This is a genomic window from Pantoea sp. CTOTU46764 (genome assembly GCF_031974595.1).
GTDB lineage: Bacteria > Pseudomonadota > Gammaproteobacteria > Enterobacterales > Enterobacteriaceae > Pantoea > Pantoea trifolii.
In genome coordinates, this window is sequence record NZ_DALYOQ010000008.1 from 22,744 (window position 1) to 44,801 (window position 22,058).

At 56.3% G+C, this 22,058-nt stretch carries 21 protein-coding genes; 14 read left to right on the top strand and 7 right to left on the bottom strand.

All coding sequences use genetic code 11. From position 1 onward, the window contains the following. Positions 1–6 precede the first annotated feature (6 nt). Complete coding sequence (araA, locus tag RTM06_RS04835) at positions 7–1,509, top strand: L-arabinose isomerase (protein WP_312180339.1); 1,503 nt, start codon at positions 7–9, stop codon at positions 1,507–1,509. Between the two features lie 269 nt (positions 1,510–1,778). Here araA and yjfF read toward each other — a convergent pair whose 3' ends face one another. The 4 genes from yjfF to ytfQ are packed head-to-tail and all read right to left on the bottom strand — an operon-like array spanning position 1,779 to position 6,286. Continuing rightward, complete coding sequence (gene yjfF, locus RTM06_RS04840) at positions 1,779–2,765, bottom strand: galactofuranose ABC transporter, permease protein YjfF (protein WP_312180341.1); 987 nt, start codon at positions 2,763–2,765, stop codon at positions 1,779–1,781. After that, positions 2,762–3,760, bottom strand: a complete 999-nt coding sequence (ytfT, locus tag RTM06_RS04845; RefSeq protein ID WP_312180343.1) for a galactofuranose ABC transporter, ATP-binding protein YtfT — start codon at positions 3,758–3,760, stop codon at positions 2,762–2,764. The genes yjfF and ytfT overlap by 4 nt, the downstream gene beginning before the upstream one ends. After that, a complete protein-coding gene (locus RTM06_RS04850) occupies positions 3,753–5,273 on the bottom strand; it encodes a sugar ABC transporter ATP-binding protein (RefSeq protein ID WP_312180345.1) in 1,521 nt (506 codons plus the stop codon). Before RTM06_RS04850 ends, ytfT begins: the two co-directional genes overlap by 8 nt. 56 nt (positions 5,274–5,329) lie before the next feature. Then, the gene (gene ytfQ / locus RTM06_RS04855; RefSeq protein WP_008110249.1) at positions 5,330–6,286 is read right to left on the bottom strand and encodes a galactofuranose ABC transporter, galactofuranose-binding protein YtfQ; all 957 of its coding nucleotides are present in this window, start codon (positions 6,284–6,286) and stop codon (positions 5,330–5,332) included. A 675-nt stretch (positions 6,287–6,961) separates the two neighbouring features. Here ytfQ and ydgT point away from each other — a divergent pair. The 10 genes from ydgT to RTM06_RS04905 all read left to right on the top strand — a co-directional run bounded on the left by ydgT (position 6,962) and on the right by RTM06_RS04905 (position 15,177). Further along, positions 6,962–7,177, top strand: coding sequence for a transcription modulator YdgT (gene ydgT, locus RTM06_RS04860; protein WP_036650139.1), 216 nt, complete (start codon positions 6,962–6,964; stop codon positions 7,175–7,177). 110 nt (positions 7,178–7,287) lie between these two features. Then, a complete protein-coding gene (locus tag RTM06_RS04865; protein ID WP_256696352.1) occupies positions 7,288–7,731 on the top strand; it encodes a DUF2569 domain-containing protein in 444 nt (147 codons plus the stop codon). 123 nt (positions 7,732–7,854) lie between these two features. After that, a complete protein-coding gene (gene rsxA, locus RTM06_RS04870; protein ID WP_312180352.1) occupies positions 7,855–8,436 on the top strand; it encodes an electron transport complex subunit RsxA in 582 nt (193 codons plus the stop codon). Continuing rightward, positions 8,436–9,017 (top strand): electron transport complex subunit RsxB, encoded by a 582-nt coding sequence (gene rsxB / locus RTM06_RS04875; RefSeq protein ID WP_008110257.1) that lies wholly within the window; start codon positions 8,436–8,438, stop codon positions 9,015–9,017. The genes rsxA and rsxB overlap by 1 nt, the downstream gene beginning before the upstream one ends. Continuing rightward, entirely contained in the window at positions 9,010–11,199 is a 2,190-nt protein-coding gene (gene rsxC / locus RTM06_RS04880; RefSeq protein WP_312180354.1) for an electron transport complex subunit RsxC, read from the top strand. The genes rsxB and rsxC overlap by 8 nt, the downstream gene beginning before the upstream one ends. Then, on the top strand, positions 11,200–12,264 hold the full coding sequence (gene rsxD / locus RTM06_RS04885) for an electron transport complex subunit RsxD (RefSeq protein WP_312180356.1): 1,065 nt from the start codon (positions 11,200–11,202) through the stop codon (positions 12,262–12,264). After that, complete coding sequence (gene rsxG, locus RTM06_RS04890; RefSeq protein WP_312180358.1) at positions 12,261–12,896, top strand: electron transport complex subunit RsxG; 636 nt, start codon at positions 12,261–12,263, stop codon at positions 12,894–12,896. Before rsxD ends, rsxG begins: the two co-directional genes overlap by 4 nt. Beyond that, positions 12,889–13,590 (top strand): electron transport complex subunit E, encoded by a 702-nt coding sequence (locus RTM06_RS04895; protein WP_312180360.1) that lies wholly within the window; start codon positions 12,889–12,891, stop codon positions 13,588–13,590. Before rsxG ends, RTM06_RS04895 begins: the two co-directional genes overlap by 8 nt. Further along, complete coding sequence (nth, locus tag RTM06_RS04900; protein ID WP_256696349.1) at positions 13,587–14,222, top strand: endonuclease III; 636 nt, start codon at positions 13,587–13,589, stop codon at positions 14,220–14,222. The genes RTM06_RS04895 and nth overlap by 4 nt, the downstream gene beginning before the upstream one ends. Before the next feature lie 10 nt (positions 14,223–14,232). Then, positions 14,233–15,177, top strand: coding sequence for a zinc-dependent alcohol dehydrogenase family protein (locus RTM06_RS04905; RefSeq protein WP_409455789.1), 945 nt, complete (start codon positions 14,233–14,235; stop codon positions 15,175–15,177). A gap of 32 nt (positions 15,178–15,209) precedes the next feature. Here RTM06_RS04905 and RTM06_RS04910 read toward each other — a convergent pair whose 3' ends face one another. After that, positions 15,210–15,899: a CTP synthase gene (locus RTM06_RS04910; RefSeq protein ID WP_312180363.1), complete on the bottom strand. Its 690-nt coding sequence runs from the start codon at positions 15,897–15,899 to the stop codon at positions 15,210–15,212. A gap of 652 nt (positions 15,900–16,551) precedes the next feature. Between RTM06_RS04910 and dtpA the strand changes: the two genes are divergently transcribed. The 3 genes from dtpA (at position 16,552) to gstA (ending at position 19,780) form a co-directional block, all read left to right on the top strand. Further along, complete coding sequence (dtpA, locus tag RTM06_RS04915) at positions 16,552–18,057, top strand: dipeptide/tripeptide permease DtpA (protein WP_312180365.1); 1,506 nt, start codon at positions 16,552–16,554, stop codon at positions 18,055–18,057. Between the two features lie 136 nt (positions 18,058–18,193). Beyond that, entirely contained in the window at positions 18,194–19,075 is an 882-nt protein-coding gene (locus tag RTM06_RS04920; protein WP_312180367.1) for a LysR family transcriptional regulator, read from the top strand. Between the two features lie 99 nt (positions 19,076–19,174). Then, entirely contained in the window at positions 19,175–19,780 is a 606-nt protein-coding gene (gene gstA / locus RTM06_RS04925; RefSeq protein WP_265297405.1) for a glutathione transferase GstA, read from the top strand. A gap of 71 nt (positions 19,781–19,851) precedes the next feature. On the opposite strand, the gene pdxY is transcribed toward gstA, so the two are convergent. Both pdxY and tyrS read right to left on the bottom strand, forming a co-directional pair. Further along, positions 19,852–20,712, bottom strand: coding sequence for a pyridoxal kinase PdxY (gene pdxY / locus RTM06_RS04930; protein ID WP_008110272.1), 861 nt, complete (start codon positions 20,710–20,712; stop codon positions 19,852–19,854). A gap of 56 nt (positions 20,713–20,768) precedes the next feature. Continuing rightward, complete coding sequence (tyrS, locus tag RTM06_RS04935) at positions 20,769–22,043, bottom strand: tyrosine--tRNA ligase (RefSeq protein WP_312180370.1); 1,275 nt, start codon at positions 22,041–22,043, stop codon at positions 20,769–20,771. Positions 22,044–22,058 lie beyond the last annotated feature (15 nt).

The window sequence follows — 22,058 nt, forward strand, 5'->3', positions numbered from 1 at the left end:
GATTTAATGGAACAGCACAACGCACAACAGGTGTGGTTTGTTATTGGTACGCAGCACCTTTACGGCGCGGAAACCTTGCGTCAGGTGGAACAGCACGCTCGCCAGGTAATGGAAGGCTTGAATCAGGCTGGCACTTTGCCGGTGTCGCTGGTGCTCAAGCCGCTGGTGAAATCACCGGACGAAGCGCTGGCCCTGTGCCGCGCTGCCAACCACGACAATCAGTGCGTCGGCATCATTACCTGGCTGCACACCTTCTCGCCGGCCAAGATGTGGATTGGTGGCCTGAGCATCCTCAATAAGCCGCTGCTGCAGTTCCATACCCAGTTCAACGCGGAGATCCCGTGGAACAGCATGGATATGGACTTTATGAACCTCAACCAAACCGCGCACGGCGGCCGCGAGTTCGGTTTTATTGGCGCACGTATGGGCTTGCAGCACAGCGTGGTGACCGGCCACTGGCAGGATAAAGCCAGCCAGCAGCGCATCGGACGCTGGATCAATGCCGCGCTGGCAAAACAGGCTAGCCAGCAACTGAAAGTAGCGCGCTTCGGCGACAACATGCGCGAAGTGGCGGTAACCGAAGGTGATAAAGTCGCGGCGCAGATTCAGTTTGGTTACTCCGTAAATGGCTGGGGCGTGGGCGATTTGGTCGACGTGGTGAACAGCGTCAGCGATGGCGACGTCAACGCGTTGATTGATGAATACGAAAGCCAATATCGCTTTACCGATATTGCAGCGGTTAACGGTGAAAAGCGTCAAAACGTCCTGGATGCGGCGCGCATTGAGCTCGGTCTGAAGCGCTTCCTCGAAGCCGAGGGTTGCAAAGCCTTCACCACCAACTTCCAGACCTTGCACGGTATGACGCAACTGCCCGGTTTGGCGGTGCAGCGCTTGATGGGCCAGGGCTACGGCTTTGCCGGTGAAGGCGACTGGAAAACCGCCGCGCTGCTGCACATCCTCAAGGTGCAAGCAGGCACGCGTGCAGGCGGCACCTCCTTTATGGAGGATTACACCTATCACTTCTCACCGGGCAACGATTTGGTGCTGGGCTCGCACATGCTGGAAGTGTGCCCGTCCATCGCCAAAGAGGAGAAACCGCTGATTGATGTGCAGTTCCTCGGCATTGGTGACAAAGCCGATCCAGCGCGCATGATCTTCTCCACGCCAGCCGGACGCGCGGTGAATGCCAGCGTGATCGACATGGGCGATCGTTTCCGCTTGCTGGTGAACGTGGTGGATGCCATCGAACAACCTAAACCGCTGCCAAAACTGCCGGTGGCGCGTGCTTTGTGGCGTGCCCAGCCGTCGCTGGCAACGGCCTCCGAAGCCTGGATTCTGGCCGGCGGCGCGCACCACACGGTGTTCAGCCAGGCGCTGGATTTGGATGATATGTATCTTTACGGCGAGCTGAATGGCATTGAAGTGCTGGTGATTGATGAGGAGACGCGCTTACCGGCATTTAAAGATGCGTTGCGCTGGAATGAGGCGTACTACCGCTTAGCGCGTTGATTTAGTCCTTTGCGATATTCCCCTCATCCTAACCTTCTCCCGCAAGCGGGAGAAGGAACCGTTCAGTTAACGCTGTGATTTCCTATCCTACATCAATCATCAATCTGCCCCCTCTCCCGCCTGCGGGAGAGGGTTGGGGTGAGGGAAACGTGGGTGCTTGACAAACAAAGAAATTCTCACCAAGTCAGGAAAGGCCGTGGCGCCGATCCAGTAGCCATTAAGCAAACCAGGTGGCCATAAATGGCCACCCTACGAAAGCGGAGAAGAATTTAAGAGGTTAATCTTTTGACAGGGGCGTTCTGCTGGCGATCCCACATAACCGTTAACAGGCGTTGCAGCGCGATAAAGGCGAACAGCAGAATGCCAATGGCGATCTTGGTCCACCATGAACTCAAGGTACCGTCGAAGTTAATCCAGGTTTGAATCAATCCCTGAATCAACACGCCGAACAGCGTGCCCAACACCGTGCCGACGCCGCCGGACAATAACGTCCCGCCAATTACCACCGAGGCAATCGCGTCCAGTTCCACGCCCAATCCCGCCAGCGCATAGCCCGCCGAGGTATAAATCGAGAACACAATGCCCGCCAGCGTCGCCAGCGTGGTCGACAACATATAAATCTTAATGGTGGTCGCACGCGTAGACACGCCCATCAGCTGCGCCGAAGTCAGGCTGCCGCCAATCGCATACACCTGATTACCAAAACGCGTGCGGTGCGCCAGAATAATGCCGCCCAGCACCACCACCAGCATAATTAGCGCCAGCAAACTCAAGCGGCCGCCGCCGGGGATCTTCCACGCGAGGCTCGACAGCGTGGTGTAAAGCGGATGATCGATGGGAATCGAATTCTCCGACACCAGATAGCTGCAGCCGCGCAGGAAAAACATCCCCGCCAGCGTAATGATAAATGCCGGAATTTTCAGCGCATCGATCAACCAGCCCATCATCGCGCCAAACAGTGCGCCCATCGCCAGCACCAGCGCAAACGCCAGAATGGGATCGAGATGATAATCGCCAATCACCCGCGCGAGGAACACGCCGCTGAAGGCGATCACCGCGCCCACCGACAGATCAATCCCGCCGGACAAAATCACGAACGTCATTCCCACGGCAATAATGCCGAGGAAGGCATTATCGGTGAGGATATTGCAGATCACGCGCGTTGAGGCGAAGCCGGGAAATTGACTCAGGCAAAACAGATAACCCGCCACGAACACCAGCAGCGTGATCATCAAAGGCAGATGACGTTTCATCATTTCGGGCGTCTCCGTTTCAACATGGCAATAAAGCGTGGCGACTGCAGCAGCAGCACGCACATCACCACCACCGCTTTCACTACCTGATTGAGTTCAGGCTGGAAGCCGGACAGCAAAATACCGGTATTCATCGACTGAATAATTAACGCGCCAATCAGCGACAGCACCAGATTAAAGCGCCCGCCCATCAGCGAGGCACCGCCAATCACCACCGCCAAAATCGCATCCAGCTCCAGCCACAATCCGGCGTTATTGGCATCGGCCCCACGGATATCCGCGGCAACGATCATGCCCGCCACCGCCGCGCACATACCGCTAATCACATAGGTCGACATCACCACCAGCCAGCCATTCACACCGGCATTGCGCGCCGCGCGCAGGTTGATACCCACCGCCTCGATAAACAGTCCGAGCGCGGTTTTGCGCGTCAACAGCCACACCACTAACGCCACCAGCAACGTGATCCACACCGGCACCGGCAGCAGCCACAACGAACCGCTGCCGAACCACGCCAGGCTATCGCTGTTGAAGGTGACGATCTGCCCCTGCGTAATCAGCTGCGCCACGCCGCGTCCTGCCACCATCAAAATCAAGGTGGCGACAAATGGCTGGATTTTTAGCAACGCCACCAAAATGCCATTCCACAAACCGCAGGCCAGGCCGGTACCGAGCGTCACCAGAATGATGAACGGCAAACTGTGCCCCGCCACGGTCAGCGTCGCCGCCGTCGCACCGGCAATCGCCATCACCGCGCCCACCGACAGATCGATGCCGCCGGTAGCAATCGCCAGCAGCGCCACCGGCGCGGCGCGATTGAGGATATCAATTGGGCTGCCGAACAAACGGCCATCCTGAATGTGGATGGCAAAAAAGTTATTCGCCACCAGGCTATCCACCAGCAGCACCAGAATCAACGCCACAATCTGCGGCATGCCAGGCGGCAGCTTTGGCTTACGCCGTTCGGGTTTGTCATGTGTCATAGGGGATTCAAGCATGTTGTGCTCCTCCGTCAGCGATGGCGTTGACGATCGCGGCCACCGACAGCTGCTCCAGCGGGATTTCGGCCACCTGCTTCAAATCGCGCATGATCAACACGCGATCGGCATAGCCCACCAGTTCTTCGAGTTCAGAGGAGATAACCAGCAGCGCCAATCCGTCGGCGCACAGGGTTTCAATTAAGCGAATGATCTCGGCGTGCGCGCCCACATCGATGCCGCGCGTTGGCTCGTCGAGGATCAGGAATTGCGGTTTAGTGACCAGCCAGCGCGACAGCAGCACTTTTTGCTGGTTGCCGCCGGACAACAGCTCAACCGGTTGATCGGCATGCGGCGTGCGAATGCCGAGGCTCTTGATAAAGCGCTCGGCGATCTCCTGCTGCTCACGACGCTTAATCGGTCGCAGCCAGCCGCGCTGCGCCTGCAACGCCAGAATGATATTTTCGCGTACCGATGCGCCACCAATGATGCCGTCGGTTTTACGATCTTCCGGACAGAAGCCCATGCCGAGACGCGAGGCCTTCGCGGGCGTGCGAATGCTCTGCACTTTGCCCTTGATGGTCGCAGTGCCGCGATCGGCGCGGCGAATGCCAAACAGCACTTCGGCGGTTTCGGTTCGGCCTGAACCGAGCAATCCGGCCAGGCCCACCACTTCACCCGGTCGCACCTGCAGGTTGAACGGTTCAATGGTGCCCTTCTTGCCGTAATCTTCAAACGACACCACCGGCTGATTGCTGCGCAGCGTGCTGCCCTGACGCTGCAAAGCGGTTTCCAGCAACTCGCGCCCGAGCATCAGCTTAATCAGTTCAATCTGAGGCAGCGTGGCGGTATCGCGCGTGGCAATAAACTGGCCGTTACGCAGCACAGTGATGCGATCGGTAATGCGGTAAACCTGGTCGAGAAAGTGGGTCACAAAAATCAGGCTCATCCCTTTGGCTTTCAGCTGCGCCATCAGGGTAAACAGCATTTCGACTTCATTGGCATCGAGGCTGGCGGTCGGTTCATCGAGGATCAGCACCTGCGCGGAGAGATCGACCGCGCGGCAAATCGCAATGATCTGCTGCATCGCCACCGAGTAATGGCCCAGCGGTCGCGTCACATCGAGCACAAAGCCGTAGTTGCGCATCAGCGCATCGGCATCGCGCACCATGCGCTTGCGATCGATCATGCCCAAGCGACGCGGCTCGCGGCCAATGTACAAATTGTCTGCTACCGACATATTCGGCAGCAGATTCACTTCCTGATAAACGGTGCCAATGCCCATCTCCTGTGCATCGGCGGTATTGTGCGGCGTAATCGCCTTGCCATTCAGGGTGACCGTACCGGCATCGCGGGTGTAAACGCCGGTCAGGACTTTAATCAGCGTAGATTTGCCCGCGCCATTTTCACCCAGCAGCGCCATGATCTCGCCCTTGCGGATGCTGAACGAAACATTATCCAGCGCCTTCACGCCGGGAAAGCCTTTGCTGACGGCGCTGATGGTCAGCAGTGCGGTTTCATCGGAGGTGCTCATCGGGTTCTACCTCGCCTTACGTCATCAAAAACCGCCCCGAAGGGCGGTTGCGGGGATCAGTAACCCATGCCTTTTTTGGTATCGAGCTGTGCCTGCGCGGAGTCCGGCAGATACAGTTTCGATTCTGTTTTGATGATTTTCGGCGGCATCGTGCCGTCTTTCTTGAATTTCTCCAGCGCGTCGAATGCCGGGCCGGCCATGTTTGGCGTCAGCTCTACGTTGGCATTGGCTTCACCGGCCAGCATCGCTTTGTAGATATCGGGCACGCCGTCAATCGAACCGGTCAGGATATCTTTACCTGGTTTGAGGCCGGCTTCTTTGATCGCCTGAATGGCACCGATCGCCATATCATCGTTATGCGCGTAAACCATGCAGATGTTCTTGCCGTTGTTTTCCGCCTTGATGAAACTCTCCATCACCTCTTTACCTTTGCTGCGGGTAAAGTCACCGGACTGCGAGCGAATCACTTTGATGTTGTCGTGTCCTGCGATGGCTTCGGCGAAGCCTTTCTTACGGTCAATCGCTACGCTGGCGCCAACGGTGCCTTGCAGCTCGACGACGTTACATTTTTTGTCCGCAACAGTTTTCACCAGCCAGTCACCAATCAACTTGCCTTCCAGCACGTTGTCAGCAGTGACCACCGCCATGTACAGCGATTTGTCTTTCACCACGATGGCGCGGTCGAGTAAGAACACCGGAATTTTGGCATCTTTGGCTTCTTCCAGTACCGGCTCCCATCCCGTTTGCACCACCGGCGCAATGAAGATGGCATCAACGCCCTGCGCAATGAACGAGCGCACCGCTTTGATTTGGTTCTCTTGTTTCTGTTGGCCATCGGCGATTTTCAGTGTGATGCCGCGCTTTTGCGCTTCACTTTTTGCCACATTGGTTTCTGCTGAACGCCAGCCAGATTCCGAGCCAACCTGTGAGAAGCCCACCGTCATATCAGCAGCCAACACCGACGTACTCAGTGCCGAGCTCACCATGGCGGTCAAGAGTAAACGTTTCCACATAATTTCATTCCTCTGAAGGGAGTGTGTTGTAGGGGTACAAAACGCGAATTAAGCCTGGCTGAAAAGCGCGTAAACAAGCGCGACTTACTTCACAAATCAGAGTGAATTAAAGGAGTTACGAGAACGGGCAAGGCTTTAGTGAGAGTGCTGTTATGGACAAAATGCCTGCTAATTATTGCGCAGGTGGTTAAATAAATGTAATAAACAGAATCGGTTATGTTTCTCACTACTGAAAACGATTACAGCGGGTACGTAAAGAATGGTTATTCTCTGTCCGGACAATCAATTATTGGTTTTGTGACTGCTCGCACAGATTATGAGTGCTGGTTTCATGGCGTGTGCACAAATTTGCCGGCCAGTCGCGAATAATTAGCAGATTCGTCAGCGGCACGATCGGAAATAACTATTATAGAGACGGATAAATAATGGCTAACCAGTATGGATTAATTAGTGTGAGATTTTCTCACATACCCCTTAATTACCGGCCTGAATTTGCCTTAAATCGCTTTTCAAATACGCGTTTAAAACCATTAAAAGGCAAAAAAAGTGTCGTTTCATGAGCGAATTAGCGCATGTTGTCTGAATTTTGTTTTTTTTTACAAGTCGCGTATGGACTCTCGCTGCGTGCTCCCTATACTTGGGCACTTCCGAGTACTTTATATTTAAATGGCAATCATGACTGCGTTAGATTACCTGCTGAAATTCCGCAAAGTGAATAATCTCGATAGTCTGGAAAAACTCTACGACCATCTTAATTATTCGCTGACTGATGATAATGAGATCATCAATATGTATCGCGCTGCCGACCATCGACGTGCTGAACTGGTCTCTGGCGGACGTCTGTTCGACATGGGCCGCGTGCCTAAAACCGTCTGGCGTTACGTGATCTAATTGATTTACCCTCTCTTTATCTGCGCTCTTGCGTTGTCCAGGTCGGGCGTGCCCCGTTTGGACATGATACGCTCTGCATCGCCCTCTTTTCTGCAAACAGGATCTTCCCGATGACCGAACAGGTGTTCCCGCCACGTATCGCTGGCTGGTTATTGCTGCCGCTGGCGTGGCTGATCATGACCATGCTGACCAGCGCGCTGGTGGTGGCGATGTATTTGAGCCCGCTGTTCAATCCCGAATTGCGTACTACGCTGTTCTCACATGGCGGCATATTGCTCACGCAATGGTCGATTTCACTGCTGACCGCTGCGGTGGTTTGGCTTTACAGCCTGTGGGTGTGCTGGATTTTCTGTAAACGTTCGCGTCGCTTACCTCGCCACTACATTTTGTGGCTGTTGATGACGATTTTGCTGGCGTTAAAAACCTTTGCCTTCACGCCGGTTGCCGATGGCAAGGCGATTCAGACGTTGCTGCTGTCACTGCTGGCTGCGGCGGTGTTTGTGCCCTATTTCAAACGCTCTCAACGCGTGAAACAGACGTTTATCCAGCCATAATGATGTGAGTTTCGTCAGCAATTTAATTCTGAGTGCTCTCAACGACCACATAAACCCGGTGAAGGTTGAGATGCACCTCTCAATTCCGGATAATAGACGCCTTTCGGCTTCCCAGGTTAAAAAATGACCGATTACTTACTTCTCTTTATTGGCACAGTGCTGGTGAACAACTTCGTGTTGGTCAAATTCCTCGGCCTTTGTCCCTTTATGGGCGTGTCAAAAAAACTGGAAACGGCCATCGGCATGGGACTTGCCACCACTTTCGTGATCACGCTGGCGGCGATCTGCGCCTGGCTGGTGAACCACCTGATTCTGGTGCCGCTCGATCTGGTTTATCTGCGTACCCTCGCCTACATCCTGGTGATTGCAGTTGTCGTGCAGTTCACCGAAATGGTGGTGCGCAAAACCAGCCCGTCACTTTATCGCCTGCTCGGCATTTTCCTGCCGCTGATCACCACCAACTGTGCGGTGCTGGGCGTGCCACTCTTGAGCGTTAACTTGAATCACACCTTCCTGCAAGCGGGGCTATATGGCTTCAGCGCGTCACTCGGCTTCTCGCTGGTGATGGTGCTGTTCGCGGGCATGCGCGAGCGTCTGGTGCTGGCGAATGTTCCTGCACCGTTTAAAGGCAACTCGATTGCGCTGATCACCGCTGGTTTAATGGCGCTGGCCTTTATGGGCTTCACCGGGCTGGTGAAATTCTAATGACCGCGATTTGGATTGCGATTGTCGCACTTGCTGCATTGGGCCTGGTGTTCGGTGCCCTGCTCGGTTACGCCTCGCGTCGCTTCGAGGTGGAAGAAGATCCGATTGTTGAACAGATCGATGAGATTTTACCGCAGAGCCAGTGTGGGCAGTGCGGCTATCCCGGCTGCCGCCCGTATGCCGATGCGGTAGGTAATAACGGCGAAGCCATCAATAAATGCGCGCCCGGCGGCGAGCAGACCATGCTCAAATTGGCCGCGCTGCTCAACGTTGAACCGCAACCACTCGACGGCGGCGCAGAAGTGCTGGAGCCAATACGTACCGTGGCGTGGATCGATGAAGAGAACTGCATCGGCTGCACCAAATGTATTCAGGCTTGCCCGGTGGACGCCATCGTCGGTGCCACGCGCGCCATGCACACCGTGCTGAGCGATGTCTGCACCGGCTGCGATCTCTGCGTTGCGCCTTGTCCGACCGACTGCATTGAGATGCGCCCAGTTGCCACCACCACGGCCAACTGGAAGTGGAATCTCGACACCATTCCTGTACGGGTGATCCCGGTAGAAACAACCCATGCTTAATTTGTTTAACCTGTTCCGCAAAGAGAAGCTGTGGGATTTTCAGGGCGGCATTCATCCGCCGGAAATGAAAACACAGTCCAACGGCACGCCGCTGAGTCAGTTACCGCTGCCTGAGCGCTTTATCATTCCGTTAAAACAGCATATCGGCCATGAAGGCGAGATTTGCGTGGCGCCCGGCGACAAAGTGTTGCGCGGTCAGCCGCTGACCTTTGGCGGCGGACGCATGCTGCCGGTGCACGCCCCAACCTCCGGCACCATCGAAGAGATTGCGCCACACATGACGGCGCACCCTTCTGGCCTCTCCGAGCTGTGCATTTTTCTGCGTGCCGACGGCGAAGATCGCTGGACCACGCTCGATCCGCAGCCCGATTACCGCGCCCTGTCGCGTGAAGAGGCCGTTAAGCGCATTCACGATGCCGGCATTGCCGGTTTGGGTGGCGCGGGCTTCCCGACCGCCACCAAACTGCGCGGCGGCCTGCGCGGCGTCAAAACCCTGATCATCAACGCCGCCGAGTGCGAGCCGTACATCACCGCCGATGACCGCTTAATGCAGGATTGCGCCGCCGAAGTGCTGGAAGGCTGCCGCATTCTGGCGTGGGTGTTGCAGGCGGAACGCGTGCTGATCGGCGTTGAAGATAATAAACCTGAAGCCATTGCTGCGCTGAAACAGGCATTGGGTGGCGATCGTGAATTGCAGATTCGCGTCATCCCCACCAAGTATCCCTCTGGCGGCGCGAAGCAGCTGACGCAGATTCTTACCGGCCTCGAAGTGCCACACGGCGGACGCTCCACCGATATCGGTGTGTTGATGCAGAACGTCGGCACCGCGTGGGCGGTAAAACGCGCTATTGTTGACGGCGAACCGATCACCGAACGCGTGGTCACGCTGACCGGCGAAGCGCTGGCGCGTCCGCGCAACGTCTGGGGACGTCTCGGTACGCCGGTGAGCCATCTGCTGCAGCATGCCGGTTTTACGCCGGGATCGCGCCAGATGGTGATCATGGGCGGTCCGCTGATGGGCTTTACCCTGCCGTCGCTGAACGTACCGCTGGTGAAAATCTCTAACTGCATTCTGGCGCCGTCCGCCAGCGAAATGGGCAACGATCAGGAAGAACAATCCTGTATCCGCTGCAGCGCCTGCGCCGATGCCTGTCCGGCCAAGCTGCTGCCGCAGCAGTTGTTCTGGTACAGCCAGGGCGGCGATCACGAAAAAGCGCGCGCCCACAATATTGATGACTGCATTGAGTGCGGTGCCTGCGCTTACGTCTGCCCAAGTAACATTCCGCTGGTGCAATATTATCGTCAGGAGAAAGCGGAACTGCGCGCCATCGACCTCGAAGCGAAACGCACCGCCGAAGCGAAAGCGCGTTTTGAAGCGCGTCTGGCACGCCTGGAGCGCGAAAAACAGGCGCGTGAGGCGCGTCATGAAAACGCCAAACAGCGCGTGGCGCGCAGCGATCAGGGTGAACGGGATGCTGCCGTGGCACGTGTGAAAGCGCGTCAGGAAAAAACGCCGGAGCAGGATGCTGCGGAACGCGAAGCGCGTCACGCGCAAGCCTTAGCGCAGCAGGCCGAGAAGCAAGCTGAAACGCAGGCGCTGAGTCGTCAGTCTGGCGATCCGCGCAAAGCGGCGGTGGAAGCGGCAATTGCGCGTGCGAAGGCGAAGAAAGCGGGCGCACCTGCGGCTGAGATAGCGCCTGCCGCTGAACCGGTGGCTGAAGTCGATCCGCGCAAAGCGGCCGTTGAAGCGGCGATTGCCCGTGCGAAAGCGAAGAAAGCCGCCGCTGCCGCTGAACCGGCACCTGCCGAGCCGCCCGCTGAAGCACCTGCTGCTGAAGTCGATCCACGCAAAGCCGCCGTTGAAGCAGCGATTGCGCGCGCGAAAGCCAAAAAAGCCGCCGCTGCCGCACAACCTGCTGAACCGGCACCTGCCGAACCGCCCGCTGACGCACCTGCTGCTGAAGTCGATCCGCGCAAAGCCGCCGTTGAAGCGGCAATAGCGCGCGCCAAAGCGAAAAAAGCCGCTGCGGCGGCTGCGCAGCAGGCTGAAGCCACATCTCCTGAAGTGGAGGCTGCTGCCTCTCCTGACTCCGCCGACCCACGCAAAGCGGCAATTGCCGCTGCGGTCGCCCGTGCCAAAGCGCGTAAAGCGCAGCAGCAGCCTTCGACGACTGAGGATTAAATGGCTTTTCGTATTGCAAGTTCTCCCTATACCCACAACCGCCGCAGCACCGGCAATATTATGCTGCTGGTGGTGTTTGCCGCGCTGCCGGGCATGGCCGCACAATGGTATTTCTTTGGCGTAGGTTTTTTAATTCAGGTTTTGCTGGCAACCGCCACCGCGTGGGCCACCGAAGGGGCGATTCTGCGCTTGCGCAAAACGCCGGTGGTACCGACCTTATCCGATAATTCTGCCCTGCTCACCGCGTTGCTGCTCGGCATCAGCCTGCCGCCGCTCGCGCCGTGGTGGTTGGTGGTATTGGGTACGATTTTTGCCATCGTCATCGCCAAACAGCTGTACGGCGGTTTGGGGCAAAACCCGTTTAACCCGGCGATGGTGGGTTACGTGGTGCTGCTGATCTCCTTCCCGGTGCAGATGACCAGCTGGCTGCCGCCCGATAGTTTGCAGGCGATCAAACCTGGCCTGCTGGATTCGCTCAGCATGATCTTCACCCACCACACGCTGGCCGGTGAAACCATGCAGCAGCTGCAACTCGGCGTTGATGGCGTCAGCCAGGCGACGCCGCTCGATACATTTAAAACCGGTCTGCGTGCCGGACACAGCGCCGAACAGTTATTGGCGCAGCCGATTTACAGCGGCGTGTTAGCGGGTCTCGGCTGGCAGTGGATTAACCTCGGCTATCTGCTGGGCGGAGCGCTGCTGCTGGCGAAAAATGCCATCCGCTGGCACATTCCGGTCAGTTTCCTCGTCTCGCTGGCGTTCTGCGCCACGCTGGGCTGGCTGTTCTCGCCGGAGTCGCTTAACTCACCGCTGATTCACCTGTTCTCGGGTGCCACCATGCTTGGCGCGTTTTTTATTGCCACCGATCCGGTAACGGCATCCACCACCAACCGCGGACGCCTGATCTACGGCGCGCTGATTGGTTTGCTGGTGTGGCTGATTCGCAGCTTTGGCGGCTATCCGGACGGCGTCGCCTTCGCGGTATTGCTGGCCAATATTTGTGTACCGCTGATTGATTACTACACCCAGCCGCGCGTTTACGGCCATCGCAAGGACGGAAGATGATCGAAGCTATTCGTAAAAATGCGGTGACGCTGGCGGCGTTTGCGGTGATCACCACCGGCGTGACGGCGGTGGTTAACTATGTCACCAAGCCGACGGTGGAGCATCAGACCGCGCTGCAACAGAAAAATCTGTTAGATCAGGTGGTGCCAACCGATCTGTACGACAACCATATCCAGCAAGAGTGTTATCTGGTGACCGATGCGGTGGCGCTGGGCAATGGTAAACCGCAACATCTCTATTTAGCGCGTAAAGGCGATCAGCCCGTGGCGGCAGCGCTTGAGACCACCGCGCCAGACGGCTATTCTGGAGCGATTCAGATGTTGGTCGGGGCCGATTTCCACGGAAAAGTGCTGGGCGTGCGCGTGGTTGAACATCATGAAACGCCGGGCCTTGGCGATAAAATCGAACTGCGTATTTCAGACTGGATCAACAGCTTTAATGGCAAAGTGATCCACGGCGCTGATGATAAAAATTTTGCGGTGAAAAAAGACGGCGGTGAATTCGACCAATTTACCGGCGCTACCATTACGCCACGTGCGGTGGTCAACGCCACTAAGCGCACCGCGCTGCTGATTGAAACACTGCCAGCGAAGTTATCTTCGCTGCCTGAATGTGGAGATGCAAATGAGTGAAGCCAAGAGTTTACTGGTCGGCGGCCTGTGGAAAAATAACTCCGCGCTGGTGCAGCTGCTCGGCCTGTGTCCGCTGCTGGCGGTCACCTCAACTGCCACCAACGCCCTCGGCTTAGGCCTGGCGACCACGCTGGTGTTGACCATCACCAACAGCGCAATTTCTGCTTCACGTCGTTGGGTGCCGGCTGAAATCCGTATCCCGATTTACGTGATGATCATCGCCTCGGTGGTGAGCTGCGTGCAGATGTTGATCAACGCCTACGCCTACGGTTTGTATCAGTCGCTCGGCATCTTTATCCCGCTGATCGTCACCAACTGCATCGTGGTGGGTCGCGCTGAAGCGGTCGCCTCGAAGAGCAGCATTCCGCTCTCCGCGCTGGATGGTTTTGCCATCGGCATGGGCGCAACCTGCGCGATGGTGACGCTGGGTTCGATTCGTGAACTGATTGGCAGCGGTACGCTGTTCAATGGTGCGGATCAACTGCTGGGGCCGTGGGCCAAAGCGCTGCGCATCGAAGTGGTGCACTTTGATTCACCAATGCTGCTGGCGATGCTGCCACCGGGCGCCTTTATCGGCCTCGGCATGCTGCTGGCGGCGAAATACCTGATCGATCAGAAGATGAAACAGCGTGCGGCCACACGTGCGGCGGCGCCTGAAGCCGAGCCGCAAGGCGCAACCGGGAAAGCGGTGTGAATAAAGAGAAACGCGCGCAAATCCTGACGCGCCTGCGTGATGAGAATCCGCATCCAACCACAGAACTTAACTTCAGCTCGCCATTTGAGCTGCTGATTGCGGTGTTACTCTCCGCGCAAGCCACCGACGTTAGCGTCAACAAAGCCACCGCGAAGCTCTACCCGGTGGCGAATACGCCAGCAACCATTCTGGCGCTTGGTGTGGATGGCGTGAAGGAGTACATCAAAACCATCGGCCTGTTTAACAGCAAGGCGGAGAATGTCATCAAGACCTGCCGCATTCTGCTGGAACAGCACAGCGGCGAAGTGCCGGAAGATCGTGCGGCGCTGGAAGCGCTGCCGGGCGTCGGGCGCAAAACCGCCAACGTGGTGCTTAATACCGCTTTTGGCTGGCCGACGATTGCTGTCGATACGCATATTTTTCGTGTTAGCAATCGCACCCGCTTCGCGCCGGGTAAGAACGTGGAAGAAGTGGAAGACAAACTGCTGAAAGTGGTGCCGGCGGCGTTTAAAGTCGACTGCCATCACTGGCTGATTCTGCACGGTCGCTATACCTGCGTGGCGCGTAAGCCGCGCTGCGGATCCTGTCTGATCGAAGATTTGTGTGAATTCGACGCCAAAACCGAACTCTGAATCGCTGCTGATAAGCAATCTGTCCCTCGCTTATCGGCAGTTTGGCGATCCTGCCAGCGTACTTACGCTCGAATCCTCTGCTTTAGCGCCCTGCGCGGCTGGCCTGCTGCGCGTGGCGATGCAGTTTGCTCCCATCAATGCTTCCGACCTGATTCCGATTACCGGCGCCTATCGCCATCGCGTCTCGCCGCCGCTCATCGCTGGCTATGAAGGCGTCGGCACGGTGGTGGCTGCTCCGTCGGCGTTTCGCCATTTGCTTGGCCAGCGCGTGCTGCCGCTGCGCGGCGTCGGCACCTGGCAGCGTTATGTCGATTGCGATCCGCTGAGTGCTGTGCCGGTTCCGCCCGACATCAGCACCACGCTGGCGGCACGCGCCTATATCAATCCACTGGCGGCGTTGCTGATGCTCAAACAGTGGTCGCCAGCTGGTAAGCGCGTGTTGCTCACCGCAGGCGGTTCCGCTTGTGCTCTGTTACTTGCGCAGTGGGCGCGACAGATGGGCGCAAGCAGCATCACTGTGATTCATCGAGCGCCGCAGCATGGCGCACGCTTGCAGCAATTGGGAATCGTTGCGCTGGCTGAAACCCAGCGGGCCGAGATTGCTGCTGCCGCCCAGCAGTGCGATCGGGTGTTTGATGCGGTGGGCGGCGAAATCGGCCAGTTGATTTGGCAAGCTTTGTCTGTCGACGCTGAATTCATTGCTTATGGCGTGCTGAGCGGCAAGCCGGTACGGGTTAATGCGCCACGACCGGCGCTGCACTGGTTTCACGTCCGGCATACGCTGGAGGATTTAGCCCATCAGGATTGGCAACGGTTGTTCAGTGAGCTCTGGCCGCTGTTACGTGCCAGTGAGTGTGGCGAGGTAGAAATTTTCCTGCTGGCGCACTGGCGGGAGGCGATTCAGTGCTATCACCAATCGGGGCGGGAGCGTAAGCCGTTGTTGCAGATCAGCTGATAGAGGTCGCCATGAATGGCGACCCTACGTATTTAACCTGCGGCGGCTTGCAGCCACGCGACCACCAACGGCGAAAGCCGGTTTTGTAACGCCGCCCTTTCGGATTGGAACAAGGTGGCGACAAAGAACGGGTGATCGGTCAATTCAATGCCACGTACATCGCCGTCCAAATCCCAGGAAGTGATCTGCAGGTTCTGCGTCGCCAGCGCTGCGCTAAATTCTGCGTTAACGCCATAGTTGCAGTGGTAACCCTCATCGCTCTGCAATGCGCCGTAAGCCTTTGCAATACGTGAACCCGGTTGGAAAGTGACGCTTCCGTGCTGTTCCACCAGCGAACACGCCAGCGGCGCAATCACCCAACGACCGCTGGCATCGGTTTCCGCATGCGCCGCATCTTCCCAGTCCAGCACATTGCGCGCGTACTCCACGATGGCGTACTGGAATCCGCCACACGAACCCAAAAATGGCTTACCGCTCTCCCGCGCCCAGCGAAGAGTGGCAAACACGCCCGCATTATTGAGATAAGGACTGCCCGGTACCAGCCATATCGCCTGGTAATCATTGAGGTTATGTTGGTCGAGCTCGGAAGTGGCAATCCAGTCGGCGCTAACGTCAAGGGAAAGGGTTTTTGCAGCGAGTTGTACGGCGGGAGGAATGGCTTGATGCGCAACGGCATCAGCACGGTAATCGCCAATCAGGGCAACACGAATCGACTTCATCATGACTACGTCCTTTGAGGGAAAAAAGGAGGTTACAGCAAAGTTAATGCGCTGTCTAAACGCCTTAAACGCCGATTTGTACGCCTTTCGTTTACTCGTATTGCGCTTATGGCGGCCTGTTTATCTGGCAAATAATGGATCCAATCGCGCTAATATTCGTCAGATGTCAGCCACGCAATCGTTTTCTTCTTTTACCTTGCTAATTAATTCACGGTTTTGTGCGCAGGATCAACTAATTAGCGATCTGGAATCTTTTGACTGCTTATTACGCTCATCAATCAAGCTGTTGTGCTTATATTGTGCACAACAGCAATAATATTCTCTGTATAATTTATGAGCTTTAGCATTATATTCCAATAATGTCTCTCTGAGCAGTTTATATCAGGAAAATGATCTTCCAGATCTGCATTTCACCTGTTTATCCTGATATAATGCCACGCAGCGAGATTTAACACTGATTTACAACTTTGTATAACGGCATTAACCCTACCTATTGCAAGTATTTCAGCGTGTAGAAAATGCTTGCCCTGTTGGACTGATTCAGCCAAATTAGTCGCCGTTTTTCCTTTCTAATAACAATGTTGCGCGGGATTACCCAGCCCGACGCAGACTTAATTCCTGTCGCAAAACAGGCTATGTTAAAACTGAGGTACACGTGTCAACTGCAAACAAACACACTGACGGGGCGCCAAGCCTCAACGCTTTTAAGCAACCGAAAGCGTTTTATCTGATCTTCTCCATCGAACTGTGGGAACGTTTTGGTTACTACGGTCTGCAAGCCATCATGGCGGTTTACCTGGTTAAACAGCTTGGCATGTCCGAAGCGGACTCCATTACGCTGTTCACCTCGTTTAGCGCGCTGGTTTATGGTTTAGTCGCCATCGGCGGCTGGCTCGGCGATAAAGTGCTGGGTACCAAACGCGTTATCGTGCTCGGCGTGATGGTGCTGGCGCTGGGTTATGCGCTGATTGCCTTCTCCGGTCATGACACCTCAATGGTGTACATCGGTATGGCGACCATCGCGGTGGGTAGCGGCTTGTTTAAAGCTAACCCTTCTTCCCTGCTGTCGACCTGCTATGAGAAAGATGACGCGCGCCTCGACGGTGCCTTCACCATGTTCTACATGTCGATCAACATCGGTTCGCTGTTCTCCATGATGCTGACGCCGTGGCTGGCTGCGAAATATGGCTGGGGCGCGGCGTTCTCGCTGTCGGTTGTCGGTCTGGTAATTACGCTGCTGAACTTCCTGTTCTTCCAGCGCGTGGTGAAAAACTACGGCTCCAAGCCGGATTTTGCCCCGCTGCAGATAAGTAAACTGCTGATGACGCTGGTTGGCGTGGTAGCGCTGATTGCGCTGGCGGCCTGGCTGCTGCATCACCAGAGCATCGCGCGTATGACGCTGGGCGTCATCGCCGCAGGTATCGTGCTGATCTTCGCCAAAGAAGCTTTCGCGCTGAAAGGTGCCGCACGTCGTAAGATGATCGTGGCCTTCCTGCTGATGGTCGAAGCGATTGTGTTCTTCGTGCTCTATATGCAGATGCCAACCTCACTCAACTTCTTCGCTATCCGCAACGTTGAGCATGCGATTCTCGGCATCACCTTTGAACCAGAGCAGTTCCAGGCGCTGAATCCGTTCTGGATTATGCTGGCAAGCCCGATTCTGGCGGCGGTGTATAACAAGCTCGGCGATAAAATGCCGATGCCACACAAATTCGCCTTCGGTATGGTGCTGTGTTCAGCGGCCTTCCTGGTGCTGCCGTTTGGTGCCAAATTTGCCAACGAAGCCGGTATCGTCTCGGTGAACTGGCTGATCCTCAGCTATGCGCTGCAGAGCATCGGTGAGCTGATGATTTCCGGCCTGGGCCTGGCGATGGTGGCACAGTTGGTACCACAGCGCCTGATGGGCTTCATCATGGGTTCCTGGTTCCTGACCACCGCAGGTGCAGCAATGATTGCGGGTAAAGTCGCCAACCTTATGGCGGTGCCAAGTGATGTGACCGATCCGCATACTTCGCTGGCAGTTTACAGCCATGTGTTCCAGCAGATTGGTATTGCTACCGGCGTGATTGCCCTGCTGATGTTGATTACCGCGCCACTGCTGAACCGCATGACGCAGGATGACAGTCAAACTGAACTGAAACGCGCTAACGCCAATCAGTAATCAGATAGCCGGGCGTGTCCCGGCTTTTTTCTGCCCGCTATTCACATTTCCTTTAACGATTTCTGCTGCTCACTCTTCGCTTTTCGCTCGCTTAACTTCATGATGACGGCTCACTGTTAATCAGCGTGGAAGAAGCATGGACAGGTTTGATGAGCTTGAGGTGTTTGTCGCGGTTATCCAGCAAGGCAGTTTGGCTGGCGCCGCGCGTTTGTTACAGCGATCGCCACCGGTAATCACGCGCACTCTTAATACCCTCGAAGCCCGTCTCGCCACCATCCTGATTGAACGCACCACCCGCCAGCTGGCACCTACCGAAGCCGGCTGGCAGCTGTTTGAGCAGGCGCAACGGGTGTTGAGCGATTATCAGCGCGCCATCGACAGCGCTCACCACAGCGGCCTGCATGGCTTGCTGCGTTTAACCGCACCGGTGCAGTTTGGTCGTCGCCACGTCATGCCCTTGGTGAATGCCTTTCTGCAACAGCATGCAGAGATGCAGATTGAAGTGGTGCTCAGCGACACCTATCAAGACCTGATCGAAAACGGTCTTGATATCGCGCTGCGCATTGGCGAACTGCAGGACTCTTCGATGGTGGCGCGTCAGGTTGGCACGGTACGTTCAACGCTGGTTGCCTGCCCCGACTATCTGCAACAGGCTGGCACGCCTCTTCATCCCACTGAACTGACTCAACATGCGTTAGTGACGAGCCTGCGCCATACGCGCGAGTGGCGCTTCGCCCAGGATCTGCGCGTGCGCATCACGCCGCGTCTGCGGGTTAATGATGTGGAGAGCCAGCTGGAAGCGTTGCGCAGCGCACACGGCATTGGACGGCTGCTGTCGTATCAGGTTCTCGACGATATCCACAGCGGAAAATTGCTGCGTTTACTGCCTGAATGGGAGCCGGTCCCGTTGCCGGTGCAGTTAGTCACCCAGCGCGTGAAGAATATGACGCCTAAAGTGCGGCAATTTTGGGATTTTGCGCTCGAAAAGCTGCCATTACTGCCATGCTTTGCTGAATAAACCTGAACGGTGACCGCAATTCCTGATCGCTGTCACTGGCAAAAATCCCTGGCAGACTTATGCTGCTTCGATCACCACAACACTCAAGGAGAAGCCATGATGAAACTCTATTGTAAGCCCGGTGCCTGTTCGCTATCACCGCATATTGTCGCGCTGGAATGCGGACTGGACTTTACCCAGGTGAACGTGGACCTGCAGAAGAAAGTGACCGAGCAAGGAGAAGATTACTGGCAGATTAACCCGAAAGGACAAGTGCCGGCGCTGCAGTTTGATGATGGCAGCATCCTGACAGAAGGCGTGGCGATTGTGCAGTATCTGGCGGATCTCAAGCCGGATCGCAACCTGCTGGCCCCGACCGGTAGCCTGACGCGCTACCACACGCTGGAGTGGTTAAGTTATGTCAGCAGCGAACTGCACAAGGGTTTTAGCCCGCTGTTCCGTCCTGATACACCAGAAGAGTACAAAGCCATTGCGCGTGCGCAGCTGGAGAAGAAGTATCAGCAGGTGAATGAGGCGTTGCAGGATAAGCAGTGGCTGCTGGGATTACGCTTTACCGTTGCCGATGTGTATCTGTTCGTAGTGACGCGCTGGGCTAAAGCCATCAAGCTGGATTTAGCGGGACTGGATGCGCTGGAAGAATGGTTTAGCCGGGTTGCGGAACGTCCAGCGGTGCAGGCGGCGTTGAAGGCGGAGGGTTTGGTTTAATACTGTTGTAGGGTCGCCATTCATGGCGACCTGGATTGCAGGTGCGCATTCATGCGCACCTAACAAGGAATTTACAGCTTTTCAGCCGCGAAATGCTGCGTCGGTTTGGCAATTGCATCCTGCGCGGCCACCAACTGCAATTCGTACTCGCCCATTTCGTGGGTTTTCAGCATCACTTCATACACCGCCGCCGTAATGTGCTCCAGCGCATCCTGCAGCGACTTACCGTGCAGGAGATCGACCAGCAGCAGGCCGCTGGTGAGATCGCCCACGCCAACCGGCTGACGCACGCCAAAGTCCACCAGCGGACGGCTGATGTGCCAGCACTCATCAGCGGTCACCAGCAGCATCTCAAAGCGGTCGCTGCGGCGTCCGGCGCGCGCCAGATGTTTCACCAGCACCACTTTCGGGCCTTTGCTAATCAGTTCTCGTGCCGCAACCACCGCTTGCTCCACGTTGGCCACTTCATGCCCGCTGAGCATCTCCAGCTCCAGCAGGTTCGGCGCGATGATGTCGCTGGCGGGCAATGCCATTTTGCAGTGAAACTCCGCCACGCCCGGCGCCACAATGCAGCCTTTTTCCGGATGGCCCATCACCGGATCGCAGAAGAACCATGCGTTCGGGTTGGCTTCTTTCACCAGACGCACGATCTCCAGAATCTGTTCGCCCTGCTCCGCCGATCCCAGATAGCCACTTAATACCGCATCACAGGTTTTCAGACGATCAACCGCCGCAATGCCTTTAACGATGTCGGTCAAATGCGTGGCGGGCATCACGGTGCCGGTCCAGTGACCATACTGGGTGTGATTAGAAAATTGCACGGTATTCAGCGGCCAAACGTTTGCGCCCATGCGGCGCATCGGGAATTCGGCAGCGCTGTTACCGGCGTGTCCGTAAACAACGTGAGATTGAATTGCGAGAATATTTTTCATTTTGCCCTGTACTGCTGTCTTGCCATAAAAAAGGGCCGGAAGCCGGCCCTGAACGCTTACTGCCAGTTAATCAGGCAGTAATGTTTTTTACCGCGACGCAACAACGTGAAACGTCCAAACAGCTTATCGCTGTCGCTGAAACGGTACTCCGCATCTGACTGTTTTTCGCCATTCAGCGAGACCGCGTTAGAACCGATCATGGTGCGCGCCTGGCCGCGTGAGGGCACCAGCTCAGCCGCCACCAGCGCCTGCTGCAAGTCGTCTTCTGCCGTCAGCGTGATGGTGGGCATGCCGTCCTGCGCCAGCTGCTCGAAGTCGGCTTCGGTCATCGCGCTGAGGCTGCCGGAGAACAGGCTCTCGGTGATGCGTTTTGCCGCCGTTAAGCCGCTTTCGCCGTGCACCAGACGTGTCACCTGCTCAGCCAGCACGTACTGCGCGCGTGGCGCTTTGCCGCTGTTTTTGTCTTCTTCTTCCAGCGCATTAATCTCTTCAATGCTCATGAAGGTGAAGAACTTCAGGAAACGATATACGTCTGCATCCGCCGTGTTGATCCAGAACTGGTAGAACTTGTAAGGACTGGTTTTCTTCGCATCCAGCCATACCGCGCCACCTTCGGTTTTACCGAATTTGGTGCCGTCAGATTTAGTGATCAGCGGTACGGTCAATCCCCACGCCTGCTGCTGATGCAGACGACGCGTCAGGTCGATACCGGAGGTAATGTTGCCCCACTGATCGGAACCGCCAATCTGCAGTACCACATCGTGACGTTGGTTCAGCTCTGCAAAGTCATAACCCTGCAGCAGATTGTAAGAGAACTCGGTGTAGGAGATGCCCTGATCTTCGCGGTTCAGACGCTGTTTCACCGCTTCGCGGTTGATCATCTGGTTGACGGAGAAGTGCTTACCGATATCGCGCAGGAAGGTCAGCACGTTCATGCCGCCAAACCAGTCGTAGTTGTTCGCGGCAATCGCGCTGTTGTCGCCGCAATCGAAGCTGAGGAAAGGCGCGACCTGGTTGCGGATCTTGTCGACCCACTCGCCAACGGTTTCAGCGGTGTTAAGTTTACGTTCTGCTGCTTTAAAGCTGGGATCGCCAATCAGACCGGTGGCACCACCCACCAGCGCGACCGGCTTGTGTCCGGCATCCTGAAAACGCTTCAGGCAGAGCAGCGGCACCAGATGGCCCAAATGCAAGCTATCAGCGGTAGGATCGAAGCCGCAATAGAGTGCAATTGGCCCTTGCGCCAGTCGCTCTGCTAACGCTTCTTCATCCGTTACCTGGGCGACTAAGCCCCTTTCTTGCAATTGTTGTATCAGGTTACTGCTGGTCATCACTGACTCCAAATT